The organism is Thermostichus sp. MS-CIW-34, assembly GCF_054060435.1.
Genome location: NZ_JBSSDE010000002.1, coordinates 74,118 through 98,624 on the forward strand (window position 1 = coordinate 74,118; position 24,507 = coordinate 98,624).

Sequence of the window (24,507 nt, forward strand, 5' to 3'; positions counted from 1 at the left end):
CCAGGGTAGGAAAGACGGGGGTGTACAGAAGCTCATTCTCCCATGTTCTGCCCCCCTGCAATGCTGAGGGATCCCTTCCAGGCCCACCGGCAGAACTCTATGCTTCGGCTTCTCCTTCTGCTTGGGTTAAGGCTTCCAGAGCCAATAAAATCTCCTCTTCTCGGCGGGCGTAGGTTTCTTCGTCAATTTCTCCCAAATCTAGCTGAATTTGCAGGGCCGTAAGTTCTTTTTGCAGGTTTTCTTTGCTATCCAGCTGTGCTTCGGCGCGTTCTTGGATCTGCTCTGCTAGCCAAAGCAAACTTTGGGCCGGCCAAGTCAACAATTGCCAAACCATCCCAGGGCCCCTAAAGCAGATGATGAGTCTTCGTAATCCTATCAATTTGGATTCTCAGGTGGCCATTGCCCCGGCCTAGCCGTGAAACTTTTTGTTCCCTTCCTCCCCAAGCTGGAAAGACTGGGACACGCACGAAGCGCCAGGGGAAACACTGGCTATTGGTGCTCAGGCAAGTCCTAGCCGCGAAGACTAATTCTCTCGCTGGTGCTTCTCGATCCACTCCATGAGCTCCCCCTCGGAATGGGTACACAGGCGCTCTCCCGTGATTGGGTCTTGGACAGACCACCAGACCATGCCGCTGCCATCTACCCACTGCCGCACCCGCAGTTCATCGCAGGCCGCCAAGACTGCCTTCAGGCTCTGCCAAAGGTGGCGCAGTCCTCTGAAGAGCGCTGAAGAGAAGGGATCCCTGCCGCCGTACTCGGCTGCCAGCTGCCGCTCTTCTTGTTTCAGCAGCTCCATCAAGCGGGTGTTGTTGGCCGCCCTAGCTGCTTCCAAACGACGGGCCAGGGAGGCTGCTATGTTTTGGCGATGGCGGGCCAGGAGACTTGTCCCCCTCATTTCAGCGATTGCACTCATAAGGCTGCTCTACATACCAGTACCTCTACACGATCAATCCTACCAAAAAATCTGTAGTCAAGGATACGAAAAGTGCAAAACCATCGGTCCTGCACGCTAACGTGCGGGATCCGATCCCAGTGCCCTGCCTGGGAGCTGCCGGAAGTTAATCCAACAAGGGGCCACCTGAGCAGCTCAGATCAATCGGCGGCTTCCCCGGACGGATTTAACAGGGGCTAATCCACAGGCAGCAAATTCAAGCGGAGCGGCAACCGGAGTTTTTCCGCGTCTTGCAGGAAAAAATGCTTGCAAGCCTACTTCCACGGAGCTGCCACAACTCGGAACGAGCCGACCAAAACAGCTTAGGCAGGAGGTGGAGAGGAAAAGGATGGGGGGCTATCAACTTCAATGTAGCCTAACCCTCTCTTCTGGACGATGGTCCGTAGCTCCTGAATCAACTTTTGATCTTGGGAAGCGGTACGTGCTCCTGACTCGGCAGCCCATTCTTTCAAGCTTTGAATTTGGTCACGAGCGATGGCAGCTAGAGGAACCGTTTGGCGAATGGCGGTCAGGATATCTTCTTGGGTGAACTCGCGGGGTGGATCCTGATTAAAGGCCATGTGCATGGCATCGTAAATGGTCTGTTCAATTTCCGCCCCGCTGAAATCTTCTGCAGCCATGGCCAGCTCAGTATAGGAGAAGTCTCGTACTCGGTTGGACCGTAGCCGTTGGACATGGACTCGAAAAATCTCTTCCCGCTCCCGTTGGTTGGGCAAATTGACGAAGAAAATTTCGTCAAACCGGCCTTTGCGCAGCAGCTCGGCCGGCAAGATGCGGACATTGTTGGCGGTGGCAACAATAAAAACGGGTTTGGTTTTTTCCTGCATCCAGGTGATCAGGTTGCCGAAGACCCGCTTGCTGGTGCCCGAATCCCCTGAAAACTCGCTGTTGACGCCGCCAAAGGCTTTATCCAACTCATCAATCCACAACACACAAGGGGCCATGGCTTCGGCAATTTGGATCATCTGGCGCACGCGGCTTTCGCTTTCGCCGACGATCCCGCCGAAGAGTCGCCCCACATCCAGCCTGAGCAAGGGCATGCGCCACTCGCGGGCTATGGTTTTGGCACATAGAGACTTGCCGGTGCCCTGGATCCCGGCCAGCAAAATGCCCTTAGGACTAGGCAAGCCATAGGCACGGGCCTGGGCACTAAAACTGTTGCGGCGCTGCCGAATCCAGGCTTTGAGGTTTTCCAGGCCGCCGACATTTTGCAAGGTCTCGGAGGGGTTGTAAAACTCCAGGATTTCCGTCTGGCGGATGTATTGTTTTTTCTCTTCCAGAACAAGGTCAATATCGCCCTCGCTGACCTTGCCCTTGGCGGCTAGGGCGCGGGCCAGGATCCGCTCAATGCGCTGCCGGGTCAGTCCTTGGCAGGCTCGAACCAGTTGTTCCCGCGCCGGGCCGCTTAGCTCCAGTTGACGGGCAGGGATCGCGCGGGTAATGATCCGCTCAATTTCGGCGATGCTGGGCAGGGGAAAATCATAGACCACAATTTCCTCGCGCAGCTCGGCAGGGACAACGGCTTCTTGGCCCAAGAGGATGATGGACTTGCGGCTGTGGCGGCTCTCTCTGGCCAGGGTTTTCAGGTAGCGGATGACGGGGTAATTGTCCGAGCGTTCCGGATTTCTCAGGGTGGGGTTTAGGTCTTTGAGAACACAAATAACCGCCTCGTCCTCTTTGATGGCGCCGATGCGGCCCAGAGCAGGCATCAATTGGCCTTTGTTTTGGCCGTTATCTGACCAGCCGGAGACGATATCCCAGATTAGGAGTTTGCGCTTGGGCTTGAGGGAATCGGCTAGAACTTGCAGGAGCTCCTCTGCCGGGGCTTCTTCGGGAGTAACCAGGTAGATCAAAGGGTAGCGGGCGCGAACCACTAAGTCCAGCAGTGTGAGGATGTCTTGGTGATTGCTGGCAAAGGCGAGATCTGAGGGACTCATGGATCCACTGAGAGCGGCTGTAGGTAGTGTAGCCAAGGGATCAGGCTAGGGATGGATGGCTCCGTCGGGGAGGATGGCCCCTTTCAAGTCGGCGAATTGATCCCAGCCGGGACTTAGTTTTGCGCCCCATAGGTTTGCCCCCTTTAGGTTCGTGCCACCCAGCTTTGCTCCCCTCAAGTTGGCTCCCCTCAGGTCAGCCCTGCTCAGGTCAGCCTCGCTCAGGTTGGCCCCGCTCAGGTTGGCCCCGCTCAGGTAGGCCCAGCTCAGGTCGGCCCCGCTCAGGTAGGCCCAGCTCAGGTCGGCCTGGCTCAGGTCGGCCCCGCTCAGGTTGGCCCCGCTCAGGTAGGCCCAGCTCAGGTCGGCCTGGCTCAGGTCGGCCCCGCTCAGGTCGGCCCCGCTCAGGTAGGCCCAGCTCAGGTTGGCCCAGCGGAAATCCCGCTCTCCCGCTTTATACCTTGCTCGGACATCTCCAACCTGTCGGAGGGGAAGTCGATGGGACTTTGCCACCTGCACCTGCTGCGGATCCTTCGATTCCAGCAGCGTCTCCCAAGCCGCAAACTGCACTTCCCAGTTGGGATCATTTCGCAGGGCTTGGATGACAAGATCCGCTCCTTTTGCGCCATATTGGAGAGCCCTCTTAATTGCTCGGATTCTCACCTTGGGATCCGGACTAGCCAGAGCTTGTTGAAGAGCCACTAGGCCACCCATGACCGGATCAAATCCACCCGGCCCCCATTCGCTCAAAACAGGATCTAAATTCTCGCTCACTGCTTGCCTCCCTCAGTTCTTCCAAGCGACTCCCCACAAACCTTGGGGCCACAAAGTCTAAGGATGGCGTGTCCCATCGGGAAGAATTGTGCCCGTCAAATCTTTGGACGATTCCCATCCCAAGTCAAGCTTGGCGCCTGTTAGGTTCGCTTCCCTTAGTTGAGTACCCAGCAGCTTGGCCCTGCTCAGGTTGGCCCCGCTCAGGTTGGCCCCGCTCAGGTCAGCCCAGCTCAGGTTGGCCTTGCTCAGGTTGGCCCAGCTCAGGTTGGCCTGGCTCAGGTTGGCCTCAATCAGGTCGGCCCCGCTCAGGTCGGCCCTGCTCAGGTTGGCCCCGCTCAGGTAGGCCTGGCTCAGGTTGGCCCTGCTCAGGTTGGCCCCGCTCAGGTCGGCCCCGCTCAGGTTGGCCCCGCTCAGGTCAGCCTCGCTCAGGTTGGCCTGGCTCAGGTTGGCCCTGCTCAGGTTGGCCCTGCTCAGGTTGGCCTCGCTCAGGTCGGCCCAGCTCAGGTTGGCCTCAATCAGGTCGGCCCAGCTCAGGTTGGCCCCGCTCAGGTTGGCCTCGCTCAGGTTGGCCCAGCACAGGTTGGCCTCGCTCAGGTTGGCCCAGCTCAGGTCGGCCTCGCTCAGGTTGGCCTGGCTCAGGTTGGCCTCGCTCAGGTTGGCCTCGCTCAGGTTGGCCTGGCTCAGGTTGGCCTGGCTCAGGTTGGCCTCGCTCAGGTTGGCCCTGCTCAGGTCGGCCCCAATCAGGTTGGCCTGGCTCAGGTCGGCCCAGCTCAGGTTGGCCCCGCTCAGGTCGGCCCCGCTCAGGTCGGCCCAGCTCAGGTTGGCCTGGCTCAGGTTGGCCTCAATCAGGTCGGCCCAGCTCAGGTCGGCCCAGCGGAAATCCCGCTCTCCCGCTTTATACCTTGCTCGGACATCTCCAACCTGTCGGAGGGGAAGTCGATGGGACTTTGCCACCTGCACCTGCTGCGGATCCTTCGATTCCAGCAGCGTCTCCCAAGCCGCAAACTGCACTTCCCAGTTGGGATCATTTCGCAGGGCTTGGATAACAAGCTCGGCCCCTCTGGATCCGTACCTCAGAGCACCCTTGATTGCTTGGATTCTCACCTTGGGATTCGGACTGCCCAGGGCTTGCTCAATGCCCACCAAGCCTCCCATGACCGGATCGGATCCGGCTGGTTGCTGTCCACCCAGAACAGGATCAAAGTTTTCCGCCATCCCTAACCTCCATCCCTAACCTCAAGTTAACCTTCCAACCACCTGCTGCTGCATAAGGGTCTTTTGAGTTTGCAAATCTACTACCGTTACCCGCAAAGTTCGCCCGGCATCGACGGCAAAGGTGACCTGCAAACGATCCACTCCCACCCGCCCTAGCGGCTTGAGGGGAATGGAAAGCTGGTTGTGGATCCCAAGGGGACGAAAGCTAGAAGCTGCGGTGCTGTTGCGGATCTGCATCCGACCGTTGGGATCGTAAACAACCTCAGTTGCCCCTTCCTCGGCCATCTCACCAACCACCAGGTTGATGTGGCTTTGCCCATTGGCGTTGGCCTGCAAGGGAGGCAGTTCCACCGTGGCAGGATAAGCCGTGCCGCTCTTAAAGAGAGGGAAAAAGTCGGGCGCCTGCAAATAGGGATTCCAGAGCCGCAGGGCATAGGTATGGCGGAGATGATCTTGAAGGCGGGCAAACTGGGTGAAGGCCAGAGCGCCGTGGGCCACTGCCTCAAACGGCTTGTGGTACTTGACCTTGTCGCGGCCAAAGAGGCTAATGACCTGATGCTGCACTCCTGGGATGAGGCTGGTGCCACCCACCAACACCACCTGGTGGATATCTCGTTTAGAGATCCCTTTATTGTGGGCTTTCTCGATGACCTCATCGATGGCTTCTCTCAGCCGCGTCAGCAGGCCGCGCTCTTCCAACAGCTCCTGGAGTTGCTCGCGCTGAAGCGTTAAAGTGTGGGTCTCAAAGGAGTCTTCATCCAGCCAGGCCTCGCTGGCCTGAGAATGGCTGGAGAGGCGGATCTTGAGCCGCTCGGCAACCTCGCACAGAACCTGGAAGCTGCTGGCCGGGACCTGCTGTCGCTTGCGGCCCAACTGCTCCAGCACCCATTCGGCAATCCAGATATCGATATCGACGCCGCCACAGCCATAGGCCCGGTCAGTTTTGGCAATGACCTCAGCTCGGTAAGCAGTGCCCTGCTCTGGCTTCAAGATTTTGACCAAAGAGAGGTCGAGAGTTCCGCCCCCCAAATCGATCACCAAAATCAGGGATCCCGGCTCCTGGATCCCGTAGCCCAAAGCAGCCGCGGTGGACTCGTCGAGGAACACGACCTGTTGGATCCCTAGGGAGCCAAACACCTCTTGCAGGTTGTGCAAATAGCCCTCGTAGGCTCCCACCGGCACGGTCAAGATCACCTTATCGGGCTGCCAGCCCTCTGCCTGGAGTTTGGCAAGAAGCTGCTGCAGAAAGATCCGCGTGGCCTCTTGGGCTGTGTAGGCCTGTCCATCCACATAGGTTGGAGCCGGCTGGAATTGTTGAGAGAGATCCCGCTTAAAGCCTTTGAATAGGCGCTTGGGATCCCGTTTGGCCTGGGCAGGTGCCCCAATCAAAAATTGCTGATTTTGGCCGACAAAGAGAACCGAGGGAATTAGAGGGGGGCTGCCGTCGTAGCGGTGGGTGATCCCTGGTATATCGATTGCAAGGGGTTTTTGGTTTTGGTAGGCACAGACCACCGTATTGGAAGTGCCAAAATCAATAGCCAACGTCGTCATGCTGCCAAGGAAGGTAGAGTGCGACTGACTTTGGCTCGAACTAAAACTTGATCCCTAGCCCGATATCCTACAAATCGAACATAAACTGGCTCGCCCACTTGAATATCATCTTCATCAGCTTGATGGCTTTCGGGATCGTAGGCCACCTGCTGCCACACCTGGCCAATGGGTTCTAGCTGCCAATCTTCTAACAAATTGCCAAGAGAGGCTAGCAAAGCCAAAACTTGCTGAGCAGGATAATCTGGTCGCCGCTCAACAACCTGTTGTAAGGTGGGGTATTGTATCAGCAAGGGCTTAAGCTTCTCGACAAGCTCAGTCTGCATTTGATGGCGCAGATGTTTTTCCTGCGTCTCTAGCTGTTTACGCAGCCGCTGTACTTCCTGGAGGGTTTCCTGAAATTCTGGGAATGGAGTATCAGTCGTGCCAAAGTCCTGAATTAGACTCAAGAGCGGCACACCCAAGACAGTGGCCACTCGATCCAGATCGGCCAGCTTTAGCTTTTCGGCTTGGCCGTTGCGTAAAGCATTAAGAGCACCCTGACCTAGCTTTGCCCTCTTTCGGAGTTCTTTCCAGGCAGTAATGCCAGCATTCTGCATTAGATTGCGCAACAAAGCATCGTGACTCTTCATGCTAGGGCTGCTGAGCTTTGTAAGTAAACTCCGAAAGTGCAAAAAGGAGTTCCAGAAGGTCATAACCACTCCTTTTGGCGCTCTTCAATTTCCTCAACATTGGGCACCTGGTTGTATTCGGGCAGAAGCTCTCTTTTTTCGACCCTACCCAAAGCCTTCTCTATTTCTTCGGTTAATTCAAGACAACCTTTCCCTCTGACATTCAGCACTCGCTCAATCAGATTGCCTTCCTTGTCAATCGTATATTCCACCTGTTGATACTCAGCCATAATGCCTCCCTATGCCCAGCGCCCCAGTACGATCTTGATCTGACCCTGTTCATCCACAGATTCCGACTCTACGGTGAATCCTTTCTCTGCTGCCGTTGCCAGGAGCTGTCTACGGGTGTACTCTTGGCGGATCGGTGCTAGGAAGGACTCAGCGCTTATCCCTAGCCCCCAGAAGTCAGCAACCATTTCCAGGCTGTCCCCTTGCTGGCGAAAGCCGATGTCATAGCCGTTGCTGCGCCTGACCACAAGGTCTGCCCGGGTGCGATTCCCTTGATAGCCCCGGACGTAGGTGTTCTCTAGGACTTCGTGGCCTTGGGCAACCAAAACATCTTTGAGGATTTCCTTGTTTTTGAACTGAACTTTGATGCTAGTAAAGTGAGACACAGCAGGGATCCCTCGGCAAAGAGGTACAGCCCCATCCTAGGCCAGCTTTCTCAGGGCCGAAAAGGTGTTCCTGACACACAAACACATCCTGTTTACCAATGAGGTGAGTTAAAAATTATTAAACACTCAGGAGTAATGTATCCCTCGTCAAGGGATCCCTTAAGTACAGCCCCTCTCCTATCGGCCTCCTTCAGTTCAGGTAGCTGGATAAGGGCAAGCATTACCAAGCATTATGGGTTGTCAGCCAAGGGATCCCGGCAGGCAACACAAGCAGGGTAGGCAGACAAATACAAGGTGTTGCGGCGGCCAAACCACTCGTAGCGGTGATCCCGGATCTGTTCGTAGCCTCGATCCCCCAGAACCTTCAAGCCAGGAAAGTTGCGGTACAGAGCCAGCCACACCTCCCCGCTCGGCAAAAGGGCGGCAATTTGTTCAATGGCAGCGGATCCCTGCCAGCGGCGCTCTGAGTGCTCCAGATCGATGAGAATCATCCCCAGCTCCACCTGCTCCGGTGGGATCCCCCATTGGGCCAGGGTAGAAGCATCTTGCATGGGGGCATAGCAAAACTGCCGTCCGCGATCCAGTTGCTCCAAGAGCTGAACGCCGGTGGCACAGAGGTTGCAGAGGCCGTCGTAGATAACCATGTAGGGCATGGTGGGATCCCTCAGGCGGGCTGACCCAAAATCTGGGCTTGGTACTGGGCTTCGGTAAGCAGTTGCCGAGGCTGCCGCTGCAGGAACACCCGACCCATCAGGTGATCGTATTCGTGCTGAAAGATCCGCGCCGGAAAATCCTGCCAGACCACCCTTTGCTGAACGCCTTCTGGAGTGTAATACTCCACCTCCACTTCGCGGGCGCGGGCCACCAGACCACGGCAATTGGGCACACTCAAGCAGCCTTCCCAACCCAGCACCTGGTCAGAACTGCAAGCCAGCAGACGGGGGTTAACCATCACCAGAGGCTGCATTTGCGGCGCTTCCGGGTAGCGGGGATTGGGACGAGAGGCCACGATCAGCACTTGGAGCAGGGATCCCACCTGAGGAGCAGCCAAGCCCACCCCCTGCGCCTCTTTCAGGGTAGCCAGCATACCTTCTATAAGATCCTGCAAGGCCGGCGTTTTGAACTCCGTCACCGGCTCGGCCACTTGCGTCAGGATGGGATCCCCCAATTGGCGTAGGCGAAAAGTCATGGCTTGCCCCAAGCAATTCTTCTTCTCAGTCTAGCGGGGATCCATGAGCAGCCTAGCGGCTCTTGCCAGTAGCCACCAGTTCCAGGGCCAGCTTGGAGCGCTTCAGCCCTTCTGGGATGGGGATGGGGTAGTGGCCGGTAAAGCAAGCGGAGCAGAACGAGTTGGGATCCCGGCCCGTGGCAGCCAGCATGCCTTCCCAGCTCAGGTAGGCCAAAGAATCCACTCCAATCTTCTCGGCGATTTCCTCTACGGAATGCTGGGCAGCAATCAACTGATCCTGGCTATCGGTATCGATGCCGTAGAAGCAGGGATGGGTGACCGGGGGGCTGGAAATGCGCATGTGGACCTGGGTAGCCCCCGCCTGGCGCAGGGCCTTGACGATTTTCTGGCTGGTGGTGCCCCGCACAATTGAGTCGTCCACAATAACAATCCGCTTCCCCCGCAGCACGTCCTCCAGGGGGTTGAGCTTCATGCGAATGCCCCGCTCCCGCATGGATTGGGTGGGCTGGATAAAGGTGCGGCCCACGTAGCGATTTTTGATCAGCCCTTCGGTGTAAGGGATCCCCGACTGGCGAGCATAGCCAATGGCTGCCGGCGTGCCGGAATCGGGAACGGAGATCACCCAGTCGGCCTCTGCCGGGGCCTCCTTGGCCAGTTGTTCTCCCAAACGCACCCGGTAGGAGTAGAGGCTTTCCTCATGCATCCAACTGTCGGGGCGGGCGAAGTAGATCATCTCGAAGATGCACAACTTGGGGGTGGCCTCCGCCCAACGCACCGATTGCAGCCCCTGACGGCTGATCCACACCAACTCTCCCGGCTCCACCTGCCGCAGAGGGTCGGCCCCAATGATATCCAAAGCACAGGTTTCTGAAGCCAACACGTAATGCAGCGGCTCGGCCTCGGGGTGGCTGAGGGTGCCGTCGCTGCAGATGATCTCCAGCATCTCTGACTGCAGCAGCTCATCCAGAGCGGGGTTGCTGCTCAAAAGCCCCAACACCAGCGGACGCACCCCATAGGGATCCCGTGCCCCGATCAGGCCCTCTGGCGTGCCGATCACCAGACTAAAAGCCCCCTGACAGCGGCGCAAAGCTTGGCAAGTGGCCGCGATCCAATCTTGACCTTGGTTCACCGCCTGGGCAATGGCGTGGGCAATACACTCGGAGTCGGTGCTGCTGGTTAGGTGCCGGTCGGCGGCCTCCAGTTCCTTCCGCAGCTCTTCCGCATTGACCAAATTGCCGTTGTGGGCCAGAGCCAGCGGCCCCAGGCGAGTCTCCACGATCACCGGCTGAGCATTGGCCACGCGGCTGGATCCAGTGGTGGAGTAGCGGGTGTGACCAACCGCCAGATCCCCGGTCAGTTGGGCCAAGTTCACCTCGTCGAAGACCTGGGAGACCAAGCCCATCGCCTTGTGAACCCGGCAAAAGGATCCCTCAAAAGTGGCGATCCCTGCCGATTCTTGGCCGCGATGCTGCAAGGCAAATAGGCCAAAGTAGGCCAGCTTGGCCACCTCCTCTCCTGGAGCCAGGATGCCAAAGACCCCGCAAGCCTCTTGCAGCTCTTCCCGGGCATACCCCGCCCCGCTGATGTTTTCTGAGGGGTACAGGGCATCAACGCCAACGGCAGTCTGCCCCTCTGCTTCTCCACAGCCAGAAGATGGTTCTGCTCCCGCCCTTGCTGCCATGGATCCTCGTCTTGCTGTCACGCTTACCAGTCTAACTCGGCCCAGGTCATTCCCCTCTATCTGGCTTCACTCCCAAAGGGGGAGTCCACAGGTGGGGTTTGCAAAAAGCTAAGACTCTATCTATAGTGTTAGCAGCGTGTAAGCGCTGCTGTGGCTGAGAAGCAGCCTGGCCGAGTTTTTGAGTTGGACACCACCAAGGCTCGGCTCTCCCAGAACCGGCAGGATCCCATAGCTTTGCGTTGTGAGGAGTCAAAGCCCATGAGACAGCAGCCCCATAGGTTCCGTCAGAGCTGGACGTTAGCAGCCCCTGTGATCAAAACCAGTGTGGCCGCTCTTCTGTCGTTGTCACTGGTGGCCTGCCAGGAAGATGCCCGCGAACAGCCTGCGGTTACCATCACGCCGATCTCGGTGGTGGCCCCAACGCCCACTCCTTTCGTCATCCCCAGTCCTGTCCCTACGCCGCTGCTCACCCCAACCCCCACTTCCACTCCCCTCTTTAATCCTTTCCCCACTCCCAGCCCCTCTCCCACTGCTTCCTTTGCAGCAGAGCCGCCTTCGATTGCCGTGGTGGCCCTGACGGACGCGCGACAGACGGTACCCTTCAACGTGCTGGTGGCCGTGACGACTCCTGCAGGTTTGGGGGCCGGCATCAGCTTCCGGGTGGAAATCCGGCAAAGCCCCCTCACCCTCACCTTTGATTTCACTGCCGCTGCCGTCGGCTGTCAGCCCAACAGCAAAACCTGCATCGGCACCATCCCCATTACCATTCCTGCTTCTGCTCCCACCGGGGATTATGAAGTGACGGCAATGGTGGCGGATACCCAGGGCCGAATCGCTTCGGCCAAAGCTCCCTTGCGGGTGTTGCCCGCGCCCAGTCCCTCCCCTTCGCCAACGCCGACCGGCACCCCCAATCCCTTTCCCTCGGTATCTCCTTCGCCCAGACCCAGTCCCTCTCCCAGTCCTTCGCCGACGCCCAGCCCCAGAAGCTTCTAACTCCCTCAGGCAGTCTCTCTTGTCGATTCAGGACTAAGGTAGCTCTTGAAGAACTCGCTTCAGGGTGGCGATCAGGTGTTCAATATGGGCTTCCTCGATGATCAAAGGCGGGGAAAGGGCAATGGTATCACCTGTAGTGCGAATCAATACCCCACGTTCGTAGCAGCGCAAAAAAGCTTCAAAAGCCCGCGCTGTCGGTCGGCCAGGGATCCCTTCCAATTCAATTGCCCCCACCAAGCCGAGGTTGCGCACATCGATGACATGAGGCAAGCCGCGCAGGGAATGGAGAGCCTCTTCCCAGAGGGGGGCAAGGTTGGCAGCCCGCTCGAACAAGCCTTCTTCTCGATACAGGTTCAGGGTAGCCAAGCCGGCGGCACTGGCAACTGGGTGGCCGGAGTAGGTGTAGCCGTGGAAAAACTCGATGGGGCTCCAGGACAGCGTCCTGCTGTTGTCCCCTGGACGGTGCAGGTCATCAGCGGAACCAGCAGCCTCCATGAAGGCGCTGTAGATCTCTTGCTTGACGATCACTGCGCCCATCGGGATGGTGCCATTGGTGAGGCCCTTGGCACAGCAAATCAGATCCGGCACCACCCCAAAGTAATTGGCCGCAAAAGGGGATCCCAGACGCCCAAAGCCGGTGATCACCTCGTCGAAGATGAGCAGAATGCCGTATTTGTCGCAAATGGCCCGCAGCTTTTCCAAATAGCCCACCGGCGGCAGCAACACCCCCGTTGAACCGGCAACCGGCTCTACGATCACCGCTGCAATCGTGCTGGCATCGTGGAGAGCGACGATCCGCTCCAAGTCTTCTGCCAAGTGGGATCCCCAGCGAGGCAGGCCGCGGCTAAAGGCGTTTTGCTCCAGGTTGTGGGTGTGGGGCAGGTGATCCACTCCGGGAATGAGGCTGCCAAAAAACTTGCGGTTGTTGGAGATGCCCCCGACCGAGATGCCCCCAAAGCCAACGCCGTGGTAGCCCCGTTCCCGGCCAATCAGCCGCTGCCGGGATCCCTGTCCGCGTAAGCGATGGTAGGCGATGGCCATTTTCAGGGCCGTATCCACCGCCTCAGAGCCAGAGTTGGTGAAAAAAACGTGATCCAGTCCGGCAGGAGTGAGCTGGATGAGCTGCTCTGCCAGTTGAAAGGCTTTGGGATGGCCCATTTGAAAAGCTGGGGCGTAGTCCAGTTGGGCCACCTGCTGTTGGATCGCTTCCACAATTGGGGGGCGGCAGTGGCCGGCATTCACACACCACAGCCCGGCAGTCCCATCTAGGATTTGGCGGCCATCGTGGCTGGTGTAATACATGTCTCGGGCGGCAACCAACAGGCGCGGGTTGGCCTTAAATTGCCGATTGGCCGTAAAGGGCATCCAAAAAGGCTCCAGATTCAGCTCCGCTTGCAGGGCGACGGCTGCTTTCTCCAGGGTTTCTTGCATGGCTGGCCCTCCGGCAGTAGACGAGATTTCAAGCTGGCGAAGATAGAATCCCTAGATATTGGATAATTTTGAAAGGGGCTCCATCCTGCTAACGGGAACGATAGAGCAATCCTAATCGGCCTGGGAGGCCTCTGGAAAGTTAGTATTTTCGCTCCTGAGGGGGAAACCGGGTGATCACCACGGGGCGATAGCTGATCTGAGGGGATCCCTCGCGAAAGGCAGCCAAGGTGTGTTGTAAAAACCGTTGATCATCCCGTTGGGGGTAATCTTCCCGCGCGTGGGAGCCACGGCTTTCCCGCCGTTCCAGGGCGCTGGCGAGGATCAAGGCCCCCACCGTCATGAGGTTGTCCAGCTCCAGCGCTTCGATCAGCTCGGTGTTCCACACCTTGCCCCGATCGTCCAAGCGCAAATCCCGCTCGTAACGCTGGCGGATCTGCTGCCATTTTTGGATCCCCTCTTGGAGAACCGATTCGGTGCGGTAGACCCCACAATGCTCGGTCATGCAATCTTGAAATTGCCTCCGCACCTGATCAATGCGGCTCTTCCCTGATCGTTCCAGGAGCCCGGCAATCCGGCTGGCGGCCTGTTTGAGTAGGGATCCCTCGTCCACTTTCGGCAAGGCTCGACCTCTGACGGCTTCTACCATGGCTGCCCCTGTGCGCCGCCCGAAAACAACGCACTCCAGGAGAGAGTTGCTGCCCAGCCGGTTGGCCCCATGCACCGAAACACAGGCCGTTTCACCGGCAGCGAACAGCCCTTCCACACGGGTTTGGGCATCCCGCAGTACCTGCCCCTCCACCGTCACCGGGATCCCGCCCATGCAGTAGTGCACCGTCGGTCGCACCGGAATGGGATCGACAACCGCATCGATGCCCAAGTGGCGATGGGCCTCCTCCCAACAGAAGGGCAGCCGAGTGTGGATCTTTTCTGCCCCCAGATGCCGCAGGTCTAAGTAGACAAAATCTTTGCCGTCAATACCGCGCCCGGCCCGCACCTCCGTAACAATCGCCCGCGAGGTGATGTCCCGTGGGGCCAATTCCATCTGGCTGGGGGCATAGGCGGCCATGAAGCGCTCCCCCTTCCCATTGATCAGATAGGCCCCCTCTCCGCGCACTGCCTCTGAGATCAACACCCCCACCGGATACAGGCCCGTGGGATGAAACTGCACAAACTCCATATCCTGCAGAGGCAGGCCGGCCCGCGCCACCATTGCCATGCCATCGCCGGTGGAAGCAAAGTCGTTGGAAGTGGAGTTGTAGATGCGCCCATAGCCGCCTGTAGCCAACATAACCGCCTTGGCCCGCAGCACTTCCAGCCGCCCGCTGGCCTGCTCCAACATCACCACGCCCTGGGCTTGGTTTTCTGCCAGGATCAGATCCAGCACATACCATTCGCTGTAGAGTTTGACCCCAAAGCGCTTGAGGTTGCTCACCAACTCGTGTAGAATGGCCTGCCCAGTTTTGTCGGCGGCATAGCAGGTGCGCGGGTGGCTGTGTCCCCCAAAGGCCCGCTGGGCAATGCGGCCATCCGGCAGGCGGGAGAACAAGACCCCCAGGTGTTCCAGGTCAATGATCACCTCAGGGGCTTCCCGGGCCAGAATCTCCACCGCATCTTGATCCGCTAGGTAGTCGGATCCCTTGACGGTATCGAAGGCATGAGCCTCCCAGGAATCTTGCGGATCGACATTTTGTAAGGCGGCGGCAATGCCCCCTTGGGCTGCTACCGAGTGGCTGCGAATGGGATGGGTTTTGGACACCAAGGCCAGGTCGAGGCTGGGATCCCGTCGCATAACCTCCAAAGCCGCTCGGCAACCGGCCAGCCCTCCCCCAATGATGACAATGTCGTGTTCCAGCATGGATGCAGGCAAGCTCTCGCAAAGGATTCCGCCACAGCCAGGATGGCGTTTTCCCATTATGGCCGGCCCCAGCAGCCTCTCCAGCAGCAGCTGACGAACAGCTTTAAGTTGCATCGCTTCCTAACTTCCCTCTTCCCCTGGGAGTGGTCGCGGAAGCAGCGCGGAACGCTTGGGGAGTGTCCCAATCCAGTTTGGAATGGCTATGGCTTGCATGGCGAAGCCATACACTGTTGCCCAGGGCTGCAGCGATTGCATCCTGCTCGTTGCCAAACAGAATGGCAGTATCCCGCAAAGCTCTGATCTGTAAACTACCCGGCTCCGACCGCTAAGCGGTACGGAGCAGGCTTTCAGTAGCCCTGAGCCTGCTCTGCTCTACCAGAGAACAAAACAGGCCCGAACCTCTAGGCTGGTTTACGGCAGCCCCCAAAAGCGCAATCACCTTCGCACCGTTAAAATCCGCATCCCCTTCCCAACCGCAGTGCCCGCATTTGAACTGCTTACCCTTGCGATAGGATTGAGCGGAGTCGGGATGAATATGCAGGCACTTGTGGCAGATCTGCGAGGTATAGGCCGCAGGGACAGCTACCACTTTGACACCCGCCCTCACAGCCTTGTATTCGATAAACCGCCGCAGCTGGTAGAACGCCCAGCTATTGCTACGCCGCCGCTCCTCACGACTGCGGGGGTGTTGATTGGTGCGTTCTCGAATGCCGCTCAAGTCCTCAATCCCAATGCAGGCAGAAAGAGATTGAGCTGCTTTAACGATGCGCTTAGCGATACTGTGGTTCACCCAAGCTTGAAAGCGTCTCTCTTTGCCAGACAGCCGTTGCAGCAGTTGACGGCATCGCCGCCTGCAACTGCGGGTGCCCTTACTGGCCTTGCCCTGAAGAGACGCTCTTAACCGACAGTAGTGATCTCGGACTTTGTTCAGCTGCTGTCCATTCCAGTTGTCTCCTTCAGAGGTATGTGCAATGTCTCGCCGTCCCAGGTCAACACCAATCACCTTGTCGGTGTTCTGTTGCTTGGGGGGCTCTGCCTCGACACAAATCTGGATGGAGTAGGAGCCGTCCTTCCGCTGGACTAGGGTGGCCGATTTGGGGTTAGAGCCAGCCAGCATTCCCCTCTGGTAGTTGCCAATGGCTAGCTCAAAGCGTTCTCTTCCATCAACCGTGGCAAGCGACACTGTCCAGTCTTTCTCGCGAAACGAGAAGATACGTGCATCGTAGGTAACGAACCTACGCTTGAACTCTTTAACTGGACGGTTGCGCTGTCTCGCCGCTTTGCGAGCGCCTGCCACCCGTCTGCAGACCTGCTGGGCCAGATTACTGGACAAGCCAAACCGAGCGCGAATCTGGTAATAGCAAAGGGATTGGAGTTTGACTGCGTTGACTACTTTTTCTGGTGTGTTTTGGTTGACCCAGTTCAACGCCTGCACAAAGGCATCCATTGTCGCGTCCAATTTGGCGGCCTGGGACTGGGACACCTTGAGCTTGCAGGAGACGGTCAGGACTTGGGTCATGGTTCTATCATAACTTCCGCATTCCTCCCGACACTGACCCTACGGGTACAGTGCGGGGCTCCTGCGATTTCTAGCTGAAAGGCAGTGACCAGTCCTGCAACACCAGCTAGGTTAGCCTTGGCCAAGGCCAAGGTGGTGGACTCCACCCAGCGGGTTGCCCAGCTAGGCTGCAGGCCCAGTAACACCACCAGCGTTGCCAAAACAACAGCAGGCAGGCGCTCTTCAGTGGCGTGGCGTTGCATGGCTATGGCCACTTGCGAGAGGCGCCCAAAAAAGACACGGTTCACCATCAGCAGAAAATAGGCCGCCGTCAATCCCGTCCCCACCATGCACAGGAGCGTTTGCAGGGGAAAGACGGCAAAGCTGCCCCGAAAGAGGGTGAACTCAGCTATAAAGCCCACCATGCCCGGTGTGCCGCCACTGGCCATCACCCCTAGCACCATCAAGCTGCCAATAAGCGGTAAGCCCCGCTCCGGGTTGAGCAATCCCCGCAGCAGCTTGAGATCCCGTGTGCCGGTGTTGGCATAGACGGCTCCCACCAGAAGAAACAGCAGCGAGGAGATGAGGCCATGGCTGACCATCTGAAAGATGGATCCCACCAGGGAGAGGGGAGTGGCTGCTGCTACAGCCAAGAGGATGTAGCCCATGTGGGCAATGGAGCTGTAGGCCACCAGCTTTTTCATATCCTGCTGCACCAAGGCGTTCAGGGATCCATAGAGCACGTTAACCACCGCCCAACCGGCCAGCCAAGGCCCGGCTTGATCCCAGGCATCCGGCAAGAGCTGCAGGCCAAAGCGCACCAGGCCGTAGGTGCCCAACTTCAAAAGCAGACCCGCCAGCAACACGGAAATGGGAGTGGAAGCCTCCACATGCGCATCTGGCAGCCAAGTGTGGAAGGGAACCAAGGGGATCTTGATGGCCAGCCCCAGCAGAATGGGAATAAGCAACAGGGTTTGTTGCACCAGGGGCAAGGGGTGAGCCTGCAGGACGGTATAGGTAAAGCTGTGGGCATCGCTCAGCCAACTGAGGCCGAAAAAGCCAATCAAGAGGAGGATCCCCGACAGAGCGGTGTAAACCAAAAACTTGGTGGCGGCATAGGTGCGGCGCGGCCCTCCCCAGATGGCGATGAGCAAATACAGGGGGATCAGCTCCACTTCATAGAACAGGAAAAACAGCAGCAAATTCCGAGCCAAAAAAGCTCCGGCCACCGCTGCCGCCAGCATGAGCACCAAGCTGTAGTAGAGGCGGGGCCGCTCCACCTGGCCGCTGGCCCAAATAGCCATCAACACCAGTAGCCCGGTCATCACCACCAAAGGCAGAGAGATCCCATCCACTCCCACCTCATAAACCAAGCCCAACTGGGGGATCCAGGCCATCCTTTCCGCCAATTGCAGGGATCCAAGGTGGGGGTCAAAGATCAGCAACAGCCCCGCGCTCAGGCCAAACAAAACCCACCCAAACCCCAAGGCCAAAGCCCGGTGCAAGCCCTTCCCCGCCTGCTCGGGAATCAACCCAATCAAGATGCTCCCCAACAACGGGATCCCAATCAAAAGGCTCAACATGGCTCTCTCCCATCAATAGGCCAACCCCAAATGGGGCGAACGCAGTAGCCAAGCTGTAACCAACACCATCCCGATGACAATCACCAGCACATAGAGTTGCATCCGCCCCGACAGGGTGTACTTGAGGGCTTCGCCGCTGAAGAAAAAGGCCAGGCTCACCCCGTTCACCAAGCCGTCCACTCCGTTGCGATCCAGCCACTCCAATCCGCGGGAGAGGGCGCTGACCGGTTGCACCACCAGGGCTTGGTAGAGGTGCCCCGTGTAAAAGTCGTGGGCCAGCAGATCCTGCAACTCCGGCCAGGGCAGATATACCCTCCGTTGGTCCCCCCAGTACAGCCAGCCGCCAATGGCTGCCCCCACCAGCCCAGCAGCCGTCAGCAGAGCCGCCATCCACCTCAGCTGCGGGTTCCAGTCGGGATAGAGCCCCCAGCGCCCCAACAGCCAGGGCATGAGCAAGGTTTGCACCGTCAGGATGCCCATGGGCAGAGCCATCAGCCAGCCCACCTCAGGGGCCCGGCGGGTTTTGGGTTGAGGGGATCCCAAAAAGACCAGGCCAAACACCCGCGCCAGGTTGAGAGCCGTCAGCCCATTCACCAGCAGCAGCACCCCCACCAGGGCCGGCTGCACCCCGCTGTAGACCAGCGCCAGGCGGGTCAGCGTCCAAAAGCACCCCAGCGGCAGCAGAGCCACCATCCCCAGGGATCCCACCGCAAAGGCGGCAACTGTGGCCGGCATGCGGCTGCGCAACCCTCCCAATTCCGTCAGGTTTTGGGTAGCAGTGGTGTAGATGAGGGATCCCACCCCCATAAACAGCAGCGCCTTAGCCAAGCCGTGCATGAGCAGCAACTCCAGGGCCAAATCCGGCTGCTGCATCCCCACTGCCATAAACACCAACCCCAAGTAGGCGCTGGTGGAATAGGAAAAGGTGCGCTTGAGGTCAATTTGCGCCAAGGCCACCAGGGATCCGCCCAGGGCTGTGATCGTGCCGATGGCCACCAAGACCCCATTTGTAATCGGCGATAGGGCCAGTAGCGGTTGCAGCTTAATCAGCACAAAAGCCCCGCAGGCCACCACCGCCGAATTGCGCAGGATCGAGGCCGGGTTAGGCGCTTCCATCGCCTCGTCCAGCCACAGGTGCAGCGGAAACTGGGCGCATTTCCCCAAAGGCCCTGCAATCAAAGCCAACCCCATCAAAGCCGCCCAAGCCGGATCCAAGCTAGTCGTAGCCGCCCAGTCCCGCAGGTCGGAAAACGTCAAGGCCCCGGAAAAGTTGGAAACCGCCACCACCCCCATCAGCAGCAACAGATCCCCTACCCGCTTGGTTAAAAACGCATCCCGCGCCGCCGTCACCACCAGAGGCTGGGCGTACCAAAAGCCCACCAGCAAATAGGTGGAAAGGGTGAGCATCTCCAGCAGGGCATAGCTGAAAAACAGCGAGTCACTGAGGGCGATCCCTGTCATTCCCCCCTCGAAAAAGCCCATCAGAGCGGCAAAGCGACCCAGGCCCCAGTCCCTATCCAAATACCCCAGCGCATAGATCTGGGCCAGCAAGCTCAAACCGCTGATCCAGACGACGGCCCCCATTGTCAGGGGCGAGATCTCCAAAGACAGGGTCAAATCCAGATCGGCCACCCGAAACCAGAGGTAGTTCAGGATCTGGGGATCCCGACCCCAAACCTGCCGCAACAGCCAAAGGCCATGGGCAAAGGCGGCAAAAGTCAGAAGGATGTTGAGGTAAGCTGCCGGGCGCGGGCCACTGCGCTTGACCCACCCCGTTGCCCAGGGAATGGCCAAAGCTGTTCCCGCCCACCCATAGCAAGGGATCCACCAACTGCTCTCCAACCCCAAAAGAAGGTTCAAGGCCATCAAATACTTAAAAACGGAAAACTAAACTTAACAGCAATAAGTCGGGCCTGTTAACGACCTGCTCCCCATTTCACAATATATTTCACAATGTGTCTGGCTCGAACGGTTCCAAAACCGGGCCGGATGGCTTGAGCCAATCTCGAAGTTGAGCGGCAATGCGCCGGGCGGCCCCTGGGGATCCCATGCGGCGGCGTCCATGGGCCCGCAACTCAGCCGCGTAGTTGGGATCGGCGGCCAGGCGTTCCAGAATCCGGCCAACCACGGCGGGAGCCTGCTCCACTGAGGTCAGGTGGACGGCGGATCCCAAAAGACGAGTCTGTGCTTCGGCAAAGCGCGGGGTAAACTGCGGTCCCTCTCCCGGCAGGGTCACCACCGGTTTTCCCAAGCCTACACATTGCTCGGTAGCCGTTCCCGCCATGGCCAGCACCACTGTTGCTCGTTGGGCACAGGCCCCGAAGTCCCCCCAAACCAGAAGTACATCGCTGCGCTGAGATGGGATCCAAGCCTGAAGCGGGTCTCGCTCCAGGTTGGGGCTGAGGGCAGCATAGACTTGCAGCTCCGTTGGGAGCCGCTCCACCACCTGCATCATCAGGGCCCAGTTGCGATAGGCTTCCGGCGGACGGGATCCGGGCAAGAGCAGCAAGGCCGGCCGGTGGGGATCCAAAGGCAATGCCCCGCGTGGCTCTAGGCCATCCATCATCGGGTTGCCCAGGTAGAAGGCCCTCAGGCCCCGTTTTTGCAAAGCTGTAGCCGTCAGCTCATCCCGCAAAAAAGAACCCAGGCAGCGTCGGTGGGCCATCAGCCAGCGCTCCCAGGGCAGGTAATCGGAAATCGGCTGCCCAAAAGGGATCCAGGGGCGTCGGTAGGGACCCCCTTCATCCCGCCAGTAATAGTCCGACTTGGCCGTGCCCACAAAGACGTAGGGGATCCCGCTCCACCATGCCATCAGCAAGGGCACAATATCCCCCACGGCCAGCACCAGGTTCCTCTGGGCTGCTGCCCGCCGAACCAACGCCAATTGCCGCCCCGTCAGCCCCAGCAAACCGGCCCGCAAATCCCGCCACAACTGCCGCCAATCCTGATAAATAAACCCCCCCGACGGCATCACCTGGGCAATGGGCAGCAGGGGGATCCCTTGGCGTTGGTAGGCTGTCCCTTCTCCCACAATCGGCAAGGCTTGCACCGGGATCCCCAGTTGGACTAGGGCAACAGCAAGGCGACTGCCCACCTCATCTTCCCCGTGTCCATTGCTCAGACACAGCACCTGCGGTGGGTTTGTCGGATTCCATTGGGTTCCCATAGCTTGCCGTAGGCGCAATCTGGGCTGAATCAAGAGGGATCCCCCAGCTCACCAGAAATCTCCTCATAGAATAGAGCCAATCCAAGAGGGGAACCCGGGAGATGATCCGAAATGAGCGACAACGAGCCGAGCTTATTGCAGCGGTAGAAGCCCTTCAGCTGGAAGGCCCCTACTTTATAGAAGAGCGCCTCGCCCGCCATCGCGGCCCTTTCTTGCGGGCAGTGAAAGATGTGCCTGTAGGGGGAACTTGGTGGGAGATCCGCTACTTTCCCGCCTGCGAGCGCTATGCTTGGGCCTACTTGCCGGAAGGGGCCGGCCCACGGGCCTTCGCCTGGGGACACACGCCGCAGCAAGCCTTTCTTAACGCCTTATGGCATCACCCTCTTTCTCCTCAGGGCCAAGGACAGCCTCAGGGAAACCATTCCGATTTACAGTGAATTGACTACTCTCCACCCTACTGACTTGCTTCCGGCTAAGGGTAGGACGGGGCTTTAGGCGCATTTTTTTGGTAAAAATTAAGCAACTCTCTTCCCACGTATAGGGAACATGAAACCCCAGGCCGTCGCCCGTATTCTGGATGCCAACCTCGATCGAGCTCGTGAAGGACTACGGGTATTGGAAGAATGGTTTCGTTTCGGCCTGGAAGAGGGAGAGCTCTCTGCCGAATGCAAGGCCATGCGCCAAGCCCTAGCCCGCTGGCACAGCGATCCCCTGCGTTTGGCCCGCGATACCCCCGCCGATCCAGGCACCCAGATCTCCCACCCCCAAGAGGAGCAACGGCGGGATCTCCGCCACCTCTTGCAAGCCAATTGCAGCCGTGTGCAAGAAGCCCTGCGGGTGTTAGAAGAATACGGCAAGTTGGCCGAATCCCACCACTGGGTGGCCCCTGGCCTGGCCAAGCTGGCCAAAGACATGCGCTATCGGCTCTACGTCCTGGAAAGTGAACTGCTGGGCGGATCCCTGCGGCAGCGTCTCCTGGCAGCCCATCTTTATTTGGTGACCAGCCCTGTGCCCCACTGGCTAGAGGTGGTGGAAAAATCCCTGCGGGGCGGGGTGACCCTGGTGCAATATCGCCGCAAAAACCTCCCCGACGGCGAGATGCTGCGGGATCTCAAACAGCTGCGGCAGCTGTGCGACCGCTACCAGGCGCTGATGATCGTCAACGACCGGGTGGACTTGGCTCTGGTCAGCCAGGCTGATGGGGTACACCTGGGCCAGACGGATCTGCCGGTCGCCCAAGCTCGGCACCTCCTGGGATCCCAGCGGCTCATTGGCCTGTCCACCACCAATGCCGAGGAGTTGGCCCAAGCCCTGAACAGCGACGTGGACTACATCGGCGTCGGCCCCGTTTACCCCACCCCCACCAAAGCGGAGAAACCCCCTGCCGGCCTGGAGTACGTGCGCCTGGCTGCCGAGAAAGCCTACCTGCCCTGGTTTGCCATCGGCGGCATCGATCCCCACAACCTACCCGAGGTGCGTCGAGCTGGGGCCACCCGTGTAGCTGTGGTGCGGGCTTTGATGGAAGCTGCCGATCCCACCCAGACAGCCCGCACCATGCTGGCCGAACTGCAAGGGATCCCTGCCCTATCCTAAAGATCAACCGTGAAGCTCAACCGTGAGCATTTTGCTGCTTATTGGCTGTTCCAATCCAAATGGTTTCTGAACAAGTGAGAGGAAGATGAAGTAAGGATGTTCTAAACTCCAGAGGCGATGACAGAAGCCGCAAGAAAAACAAATCCAGACAGCAGGGATCCTGCCCTGGTCGAGATCCCGGCGGAGCTGCAAGCAGGGCTGGTGACAGAGCTGGATTTGATGATCCGGGCCCGCTACCCCCTGGTTTACTTGGTCTCTCCAGAAGAAGAGCCTGCCGATGCCGTGCTAACCCAAGTAGCCAGACGGACAGACCCACCGCGGCAATTGTTGTTCTGGGACTTGGTGCGGGGCTGGCAAGATACAGGCGAGGATCGGGGCTCCATCATGGCAGCTCTGGGGCGGGTGTGGCGCTCTGCCCCCAACGAGGACACCCTGTTTGTGCTGCGGGATCTGCACTTTGTGTTGCGCAACGCCAGCAGCGACAAAAACGCTCCCATCATCCGGGAGCTGAAAAACCTCAGCCGCGAGCTCAAGCGCACCCGCAAGATGCTGATCCTGCTCAGCCACACCCTGGAAGTGCCCAGCGACCTGACGGAGGAGATCACCGTCGTCGATATTCCCCTGCCCAACAGCGAAGAGATCAGCCGCCTCATCCAGCTCTATGTGGCTCCAGATAAGCTCAAGCTTACCCCTCTAGCCCGCGAGCAACTGGTCAAAGCCTGTCAAGGGCTGAGCCGAGAACGTATTCGCCGCGTTTTGGCCCGCGCTTTGGCCGCCAAGCAGGAGGTCAATGAAGCCGATATCGACCTGGTGCTAGAGGAAAAAAAGCAGGCCATCCGCCAAACCGGCATCCTGGAGTTTTTCACCGCCCGCGAGACCCTCAAAAGCGTGGGGGGCCTAGATAATCTCAAGGCCTGGGTGCGGGTGCGCCAGGAAGCCTTTACCGAAGAGGCGCGGCGCTATGGCCTGCCCAACCCCAAAGGCGTGCTGCTGGTCGGGATCCAGGGCACCGGCAAATCCCTCTCCGCCAAGACCATCGCCAATGAGTGGCGGCTGCCCCTGCTGAGGTTGGATGCTGGGCGGCTGTTTGCCGGCATCGTTGGCGAGTCGGAAAGCCGGGTGCGGCAGATGATCCAACTGGCGGAGGCGATGGCCCCCTGCGTGCTTTGGATCGACGAGATCGACAAAGCCTTTGGCAACATCACCAGCAGTGCCGATGGAGATTCTGGTACCAGCCGCCGGGTGTTTGGCAGCCTGATTACCTGGATGCAGGAGAAGACCAGCCCCGTTTTCATTGTGGCCACTGCCAACAACGTGCCGCTGCTGCCGCCAGAGCTGTTGCGCAAGGGCCGCTTTGACGAGATTTTCTTCTTGAACCTGCCCACCCACGCTGAGCGCAAAGAGATCTTCCGGGTGCATTTGCAGCGGTTGCGCCCCAGCCGCCTGCGAGAATTTGACCTGGAAGCTTTGGCAGCCGCAGCTCAGGATTTCAGTGGTGCCGAGATCGAGCAAGCCATTGTAGATGCCATGTACAACGCCTTTGGGGGCAGTGGCAGCGGCGCCCGGCGGGACTTTACCCAAGAAGATATCCTGCAGGCCATCCGCGAAACCGTGCCTTTGGCCTCGATTGCCCGCGACCAAATCGAGAGTCTTAAGTGCTGGGCTGCTCAAGCGGGCGCGAGAACGGCCTCTCAAGATGCCCAGGTGCTGCAGGAGATGAAGCAGTGTTTTGCCTCTTCTTGAGATTCAGAATGGGTGAAATCCACCTCCCAGCCCAAATAAGGCGGCTAGTATGCCAATACCCACAGCAACT

General features: G+C 58.8%; 22 protein-coding genes. 4 read left to right on the forward strand and 18 right to left on the reverse strand.

Annotation, left to right across the window (positions count from 1 at the left end):
• Positions 1 to 97: 97 nt before the first annotated feature.
• From ACVWYY_RS01225 to purF, 12 genes are all read right to left on the reverse strand, one after another.
• Complete coding sequence (locus ACVWYY_RS01225; protein WP_011433717.1) at positions 98 to 334, reverse strand: gas vesicle protein GvpG; 237 nt, start codon at positions 332 to 334, stop codon at positions 98 to 100.
• 189 nt (positions 335 to 523) lie between these two features.
• Entirely contained in the window at positions 524 to 913 is a 390-nt protein-coding gene (locus tag ACVWYY_RS01230) for a hypothetical protein (RefSeq protein WP_457403367.1), read from the reverse strand.
• A 341-nt stretch (positions 914 to 1,254) separates the two neighbouring features.
• Complete coding sequence (locus ACVWYY_RS01235; protein ID WP_457406365.1) at positions 1,255 to 2,889, reverse strand: AAA family ATPase; 1,635 nt, start codon at positions 2,887 to 2,889, stop codon at positions 1,255 to 1,257.
• 45 nt (positions 2,890 to 2,934) lie between these two features.
• Positions 2,935 to 3,657, reverse strand: coding sequence for a pentapeptide repeat-containing protein (locus ACVWYY_RS01240; protein ID WP_457439318.1), 723 nt, complete (start codon positions 3,655 to 3,657; stop codon positions 2,935 to 2,937).
• A 57-nt stretch (positions 3,658 to 3,714) separates the two neighbouring features.
• Complete coding sequence (locus ACVWYY_RS01245; protein ID WP_457439320.1) at positions 3,715 to 4,872, reverse strand: pentapeptide repeat-containing protein; 1,158 nt, start codon at positions 4,870 to 4,872, stop codon at positions 3,715 to 3,717.
• Between the two features lie 21 nt (positions 4,873 to 4,893).
• Positions 4,894 to 6,423 carry an Hsp70 family protein gene (locus ACVWYY_RS01250; protein ID WP_457439322.1) on the reverse strand — a complete coding sequence of 510 codons (1,530 nt, stop codon included), beginning with the start codon at positions 6,421 to 6,423 and terminating at the stop codon, positions 4,894 to 4,896.
• Positions 6,420 to 7,115, reverse strand: coding sequence for a helix-turn-helix domain-containing protein (locus tag ACVWYY_RS01255; protein ID WP_457439324.1), 696 nt, complete (start codon positions 7,113 to 7,115; stop codon positions 6,420 to 6,422). The genes ACVWYY_RS01250 and ACVWYY_RS01255 overlap by 4 nt, the downstream gene beginning before the upstream one ends.
• On the reverse strand, positions 7,112 to 7,321 hold the full coding sequence (locus ACVWYY_RS01260) for a DUF2997 domain-containing protein (protein ID WP_457439326.1): 210 nt from the start codon (positions 7,319 to 7,321) through the stop codon (positions 7,112 to 7,114). Before ACVWYY_RS01260 ends, ACVWYY_RS01255 begins: the two co-directional genes overlap by 4 nt.
• A 9-nt stretch (positions 7,322 to 7,330) precedes the next feature.
• A complete protein-coding gene (locus tag ACVWYY_RS01265) occupies positions 7,331 to 7,705 on the reverse strand; it encodes a DUF1257 domain-containing protein (RefSeq protein WP_457439328.1) in 375 nt (124 codons plus the stop codon).
• A gap of 230 nt (positions 7,706 to 7,935) precedes the next feature.
• On the reverse strand, positions 7,936 to 8,358 hold the full coding sequence (locus ACVWYY_RS01270; RefSeq protein WP_457439330.1) for a thiol-disulfide oxidoreductase DCC family protein: 423 nt from the start codon (positions 8,356 to 8,358) through the stop codon (positions 7,936 to 7,938).
• 11 nt (positions 8,359 to 8,369) lie between these two features.
• A complete protein-coding gene (gene def / locus ACVWYY_RS01275) occupies positions 8,370 to 8,894 on the reverse strand; it encodes a peptide deformylase (protein ID WP_414330398.1) in 525 nt (174 codons plus the stop codon).
• A gap of 52 nt (positions 8,895 to 8,946) precedes the next feature.
• Complete coding sequence (purF, locus tag ACVWYY_RS01280) at positions 8,947 to 10,575, reverse strand: amidophosphoribosyltransferase (protein WP_457404326.1); 1,629 nt, start codon at positions 10,573 to 10,575, stop codon at positions 8,947 to 8,949.
• Between the two features lie 309 nt (positions 10,576 to 10,884).
• Here purF and ACVWYY_RS01285 point away from each other — a divergent pair, with 309 nt between their 5' ends.
• Complete coding sequence (locus ACVWYY_RS01285; protein WP_457439332.1) at positions 10,885 to 11,568, forward strand: hypothetical protein; 684 nt, start codon at positions 10,885 to 10,887, stop codon at positions 11,566 to 11,568.
• A 33-nt stretch (positions 11,569 to 11,601) separates the two neighbouring features.
• Here the strand turns inward: ACVWYY_RS01285 and ACVWYY_RS01290 are convergent, their stop codons facing one another.
• The 6 genes from ACVWYY_RS01290 to ACVWYY_RS01315 form a co-directional block, all read right to left on the reverse strand.
• Positions 11,602 to 12,999 carry an aspartate aminotransferase family protein gene (locus ACVWYY_RS01290; protein ID WP_011429583.1) on the reverse strand — a complete coding sequence of 466 codons (1,398 nt, stop codon included), beginning with the start codon at positions 12,997 to 12,999 and terminating at the stop codon, positions 11,602 to 11,604.
• A 139-nt stretch (positions 13,000 to 13,138) separates the two neighbouring features.
• Positions 13,139 to 14,854: a succinate dehydrogenase/fumarate reductase flavoprotein subunit gene (locus ACVWYY_RS01295; RefSeq protein WP_457439334.1), complete on the reverse strand. Its 1,716-nt coding sequence runs from the start codon at positions 14,852 to 14,854 to the stop codon at positions 13,139 to 13,141.
• Positions 14,855 to 15,179: 325 nt separating this feature from the next.
• Complete coding sequence (locus ACVWYY_RS01300) at positions 15,180 to 16,373, reverse strand: RNA-guided endonuclease InsQ/TnpB family protein (protein WP_457439336.1); 1,194 nt, start codon at positions 16,371 to 16,373, stop codon at positions 15,180 to 15,182.
• Entirely contained in the window at positions 16,370 to 17,935 is a 1,566-nt protein-coding gene (locus tag ACVWYY_RS01305) for an NADH-quinone oxidoreductase subunit M (protein WP_457404013.1), read from the reverse strand. The genes ACVWYY_RS01300 and ACVWYY_RS01305 overlap by 4 nt, the downstream gene beginning before the upstream one ends.
• Positions 17,936 to 17,947: 12 nt before the next feature.
• The gene (locus ACVWYY_RS01310) at positions 17,948 to 19,795 is read right to left on the reverse strand and encodes an NAD(P)H-quinone oxidoreductase subunit F (protein ID WP_457439338.1); all 1,848 of its coding nucleotides are present in this window, start codon (positions 19,793 to 19,795) and stop codon (positions 17,948 to 17,950) included.
• Positions 19,796 to 19,883: 88 nt separating this feature from the next.
• Entirely contained in the window at positions 19,884 to 21,101 is a 1,218-nt protein-coding gene (locus tag ACVWYY_RS01315) for a lipid-A-disaccharide synthase-related protein (RefSeq protein WP_457439380.1), read from the reverse strand.
• Between the two features lie 101 nt (positions 21,102 to 21,202).
• Here ACVWYY_RS01315 and ACVWYY_RS01320 point away from each other — a divergent pair, with 101 nt between their 5' ends.
• From ACVWYY_RS01320 to ACVWYY_RS01330, 3 genes are all read left to right on the forward strand, one after another.
• A complete protein-coding gene (locus tag ACVWYY_RS01320; RefSeq protein WP_011433411.1) occupies positions 21,203 to 21,538 on the forward strand; it encodes a hypothetical protein in 336 nt (111 codons plus the stop codon).
• 109 nt (positions 21,539 to 21,647) lie between these two features.
• Positions 21,648 to 22,694 (forward strand): thiamine phosphate synthase, encoded by a 1,047-nt coding sequence (locus tag ACVWYY_RS01325; protein ID WP_457439340.1) that lies wholly within the window; start codon positions 21,648 to 21,650, stop codon positions 22,692 to 22,694.
• Positions 22,695 to 22,913: 219 nt separating this feature from the next.
• Complete coding sequence (locus ACVWYY_RS01330; protein WP_238376975.1) at positions 22,914 to 24,437, forward strand: AAA family ATPase; 1,524 nt, start codon at positions 22,914 to 22,916, stop codon at positions 24,435 to 24,437.
• The last annotated feature ends 70 nt before the right edge of the window (positions 24,438 to 24,507 follow it).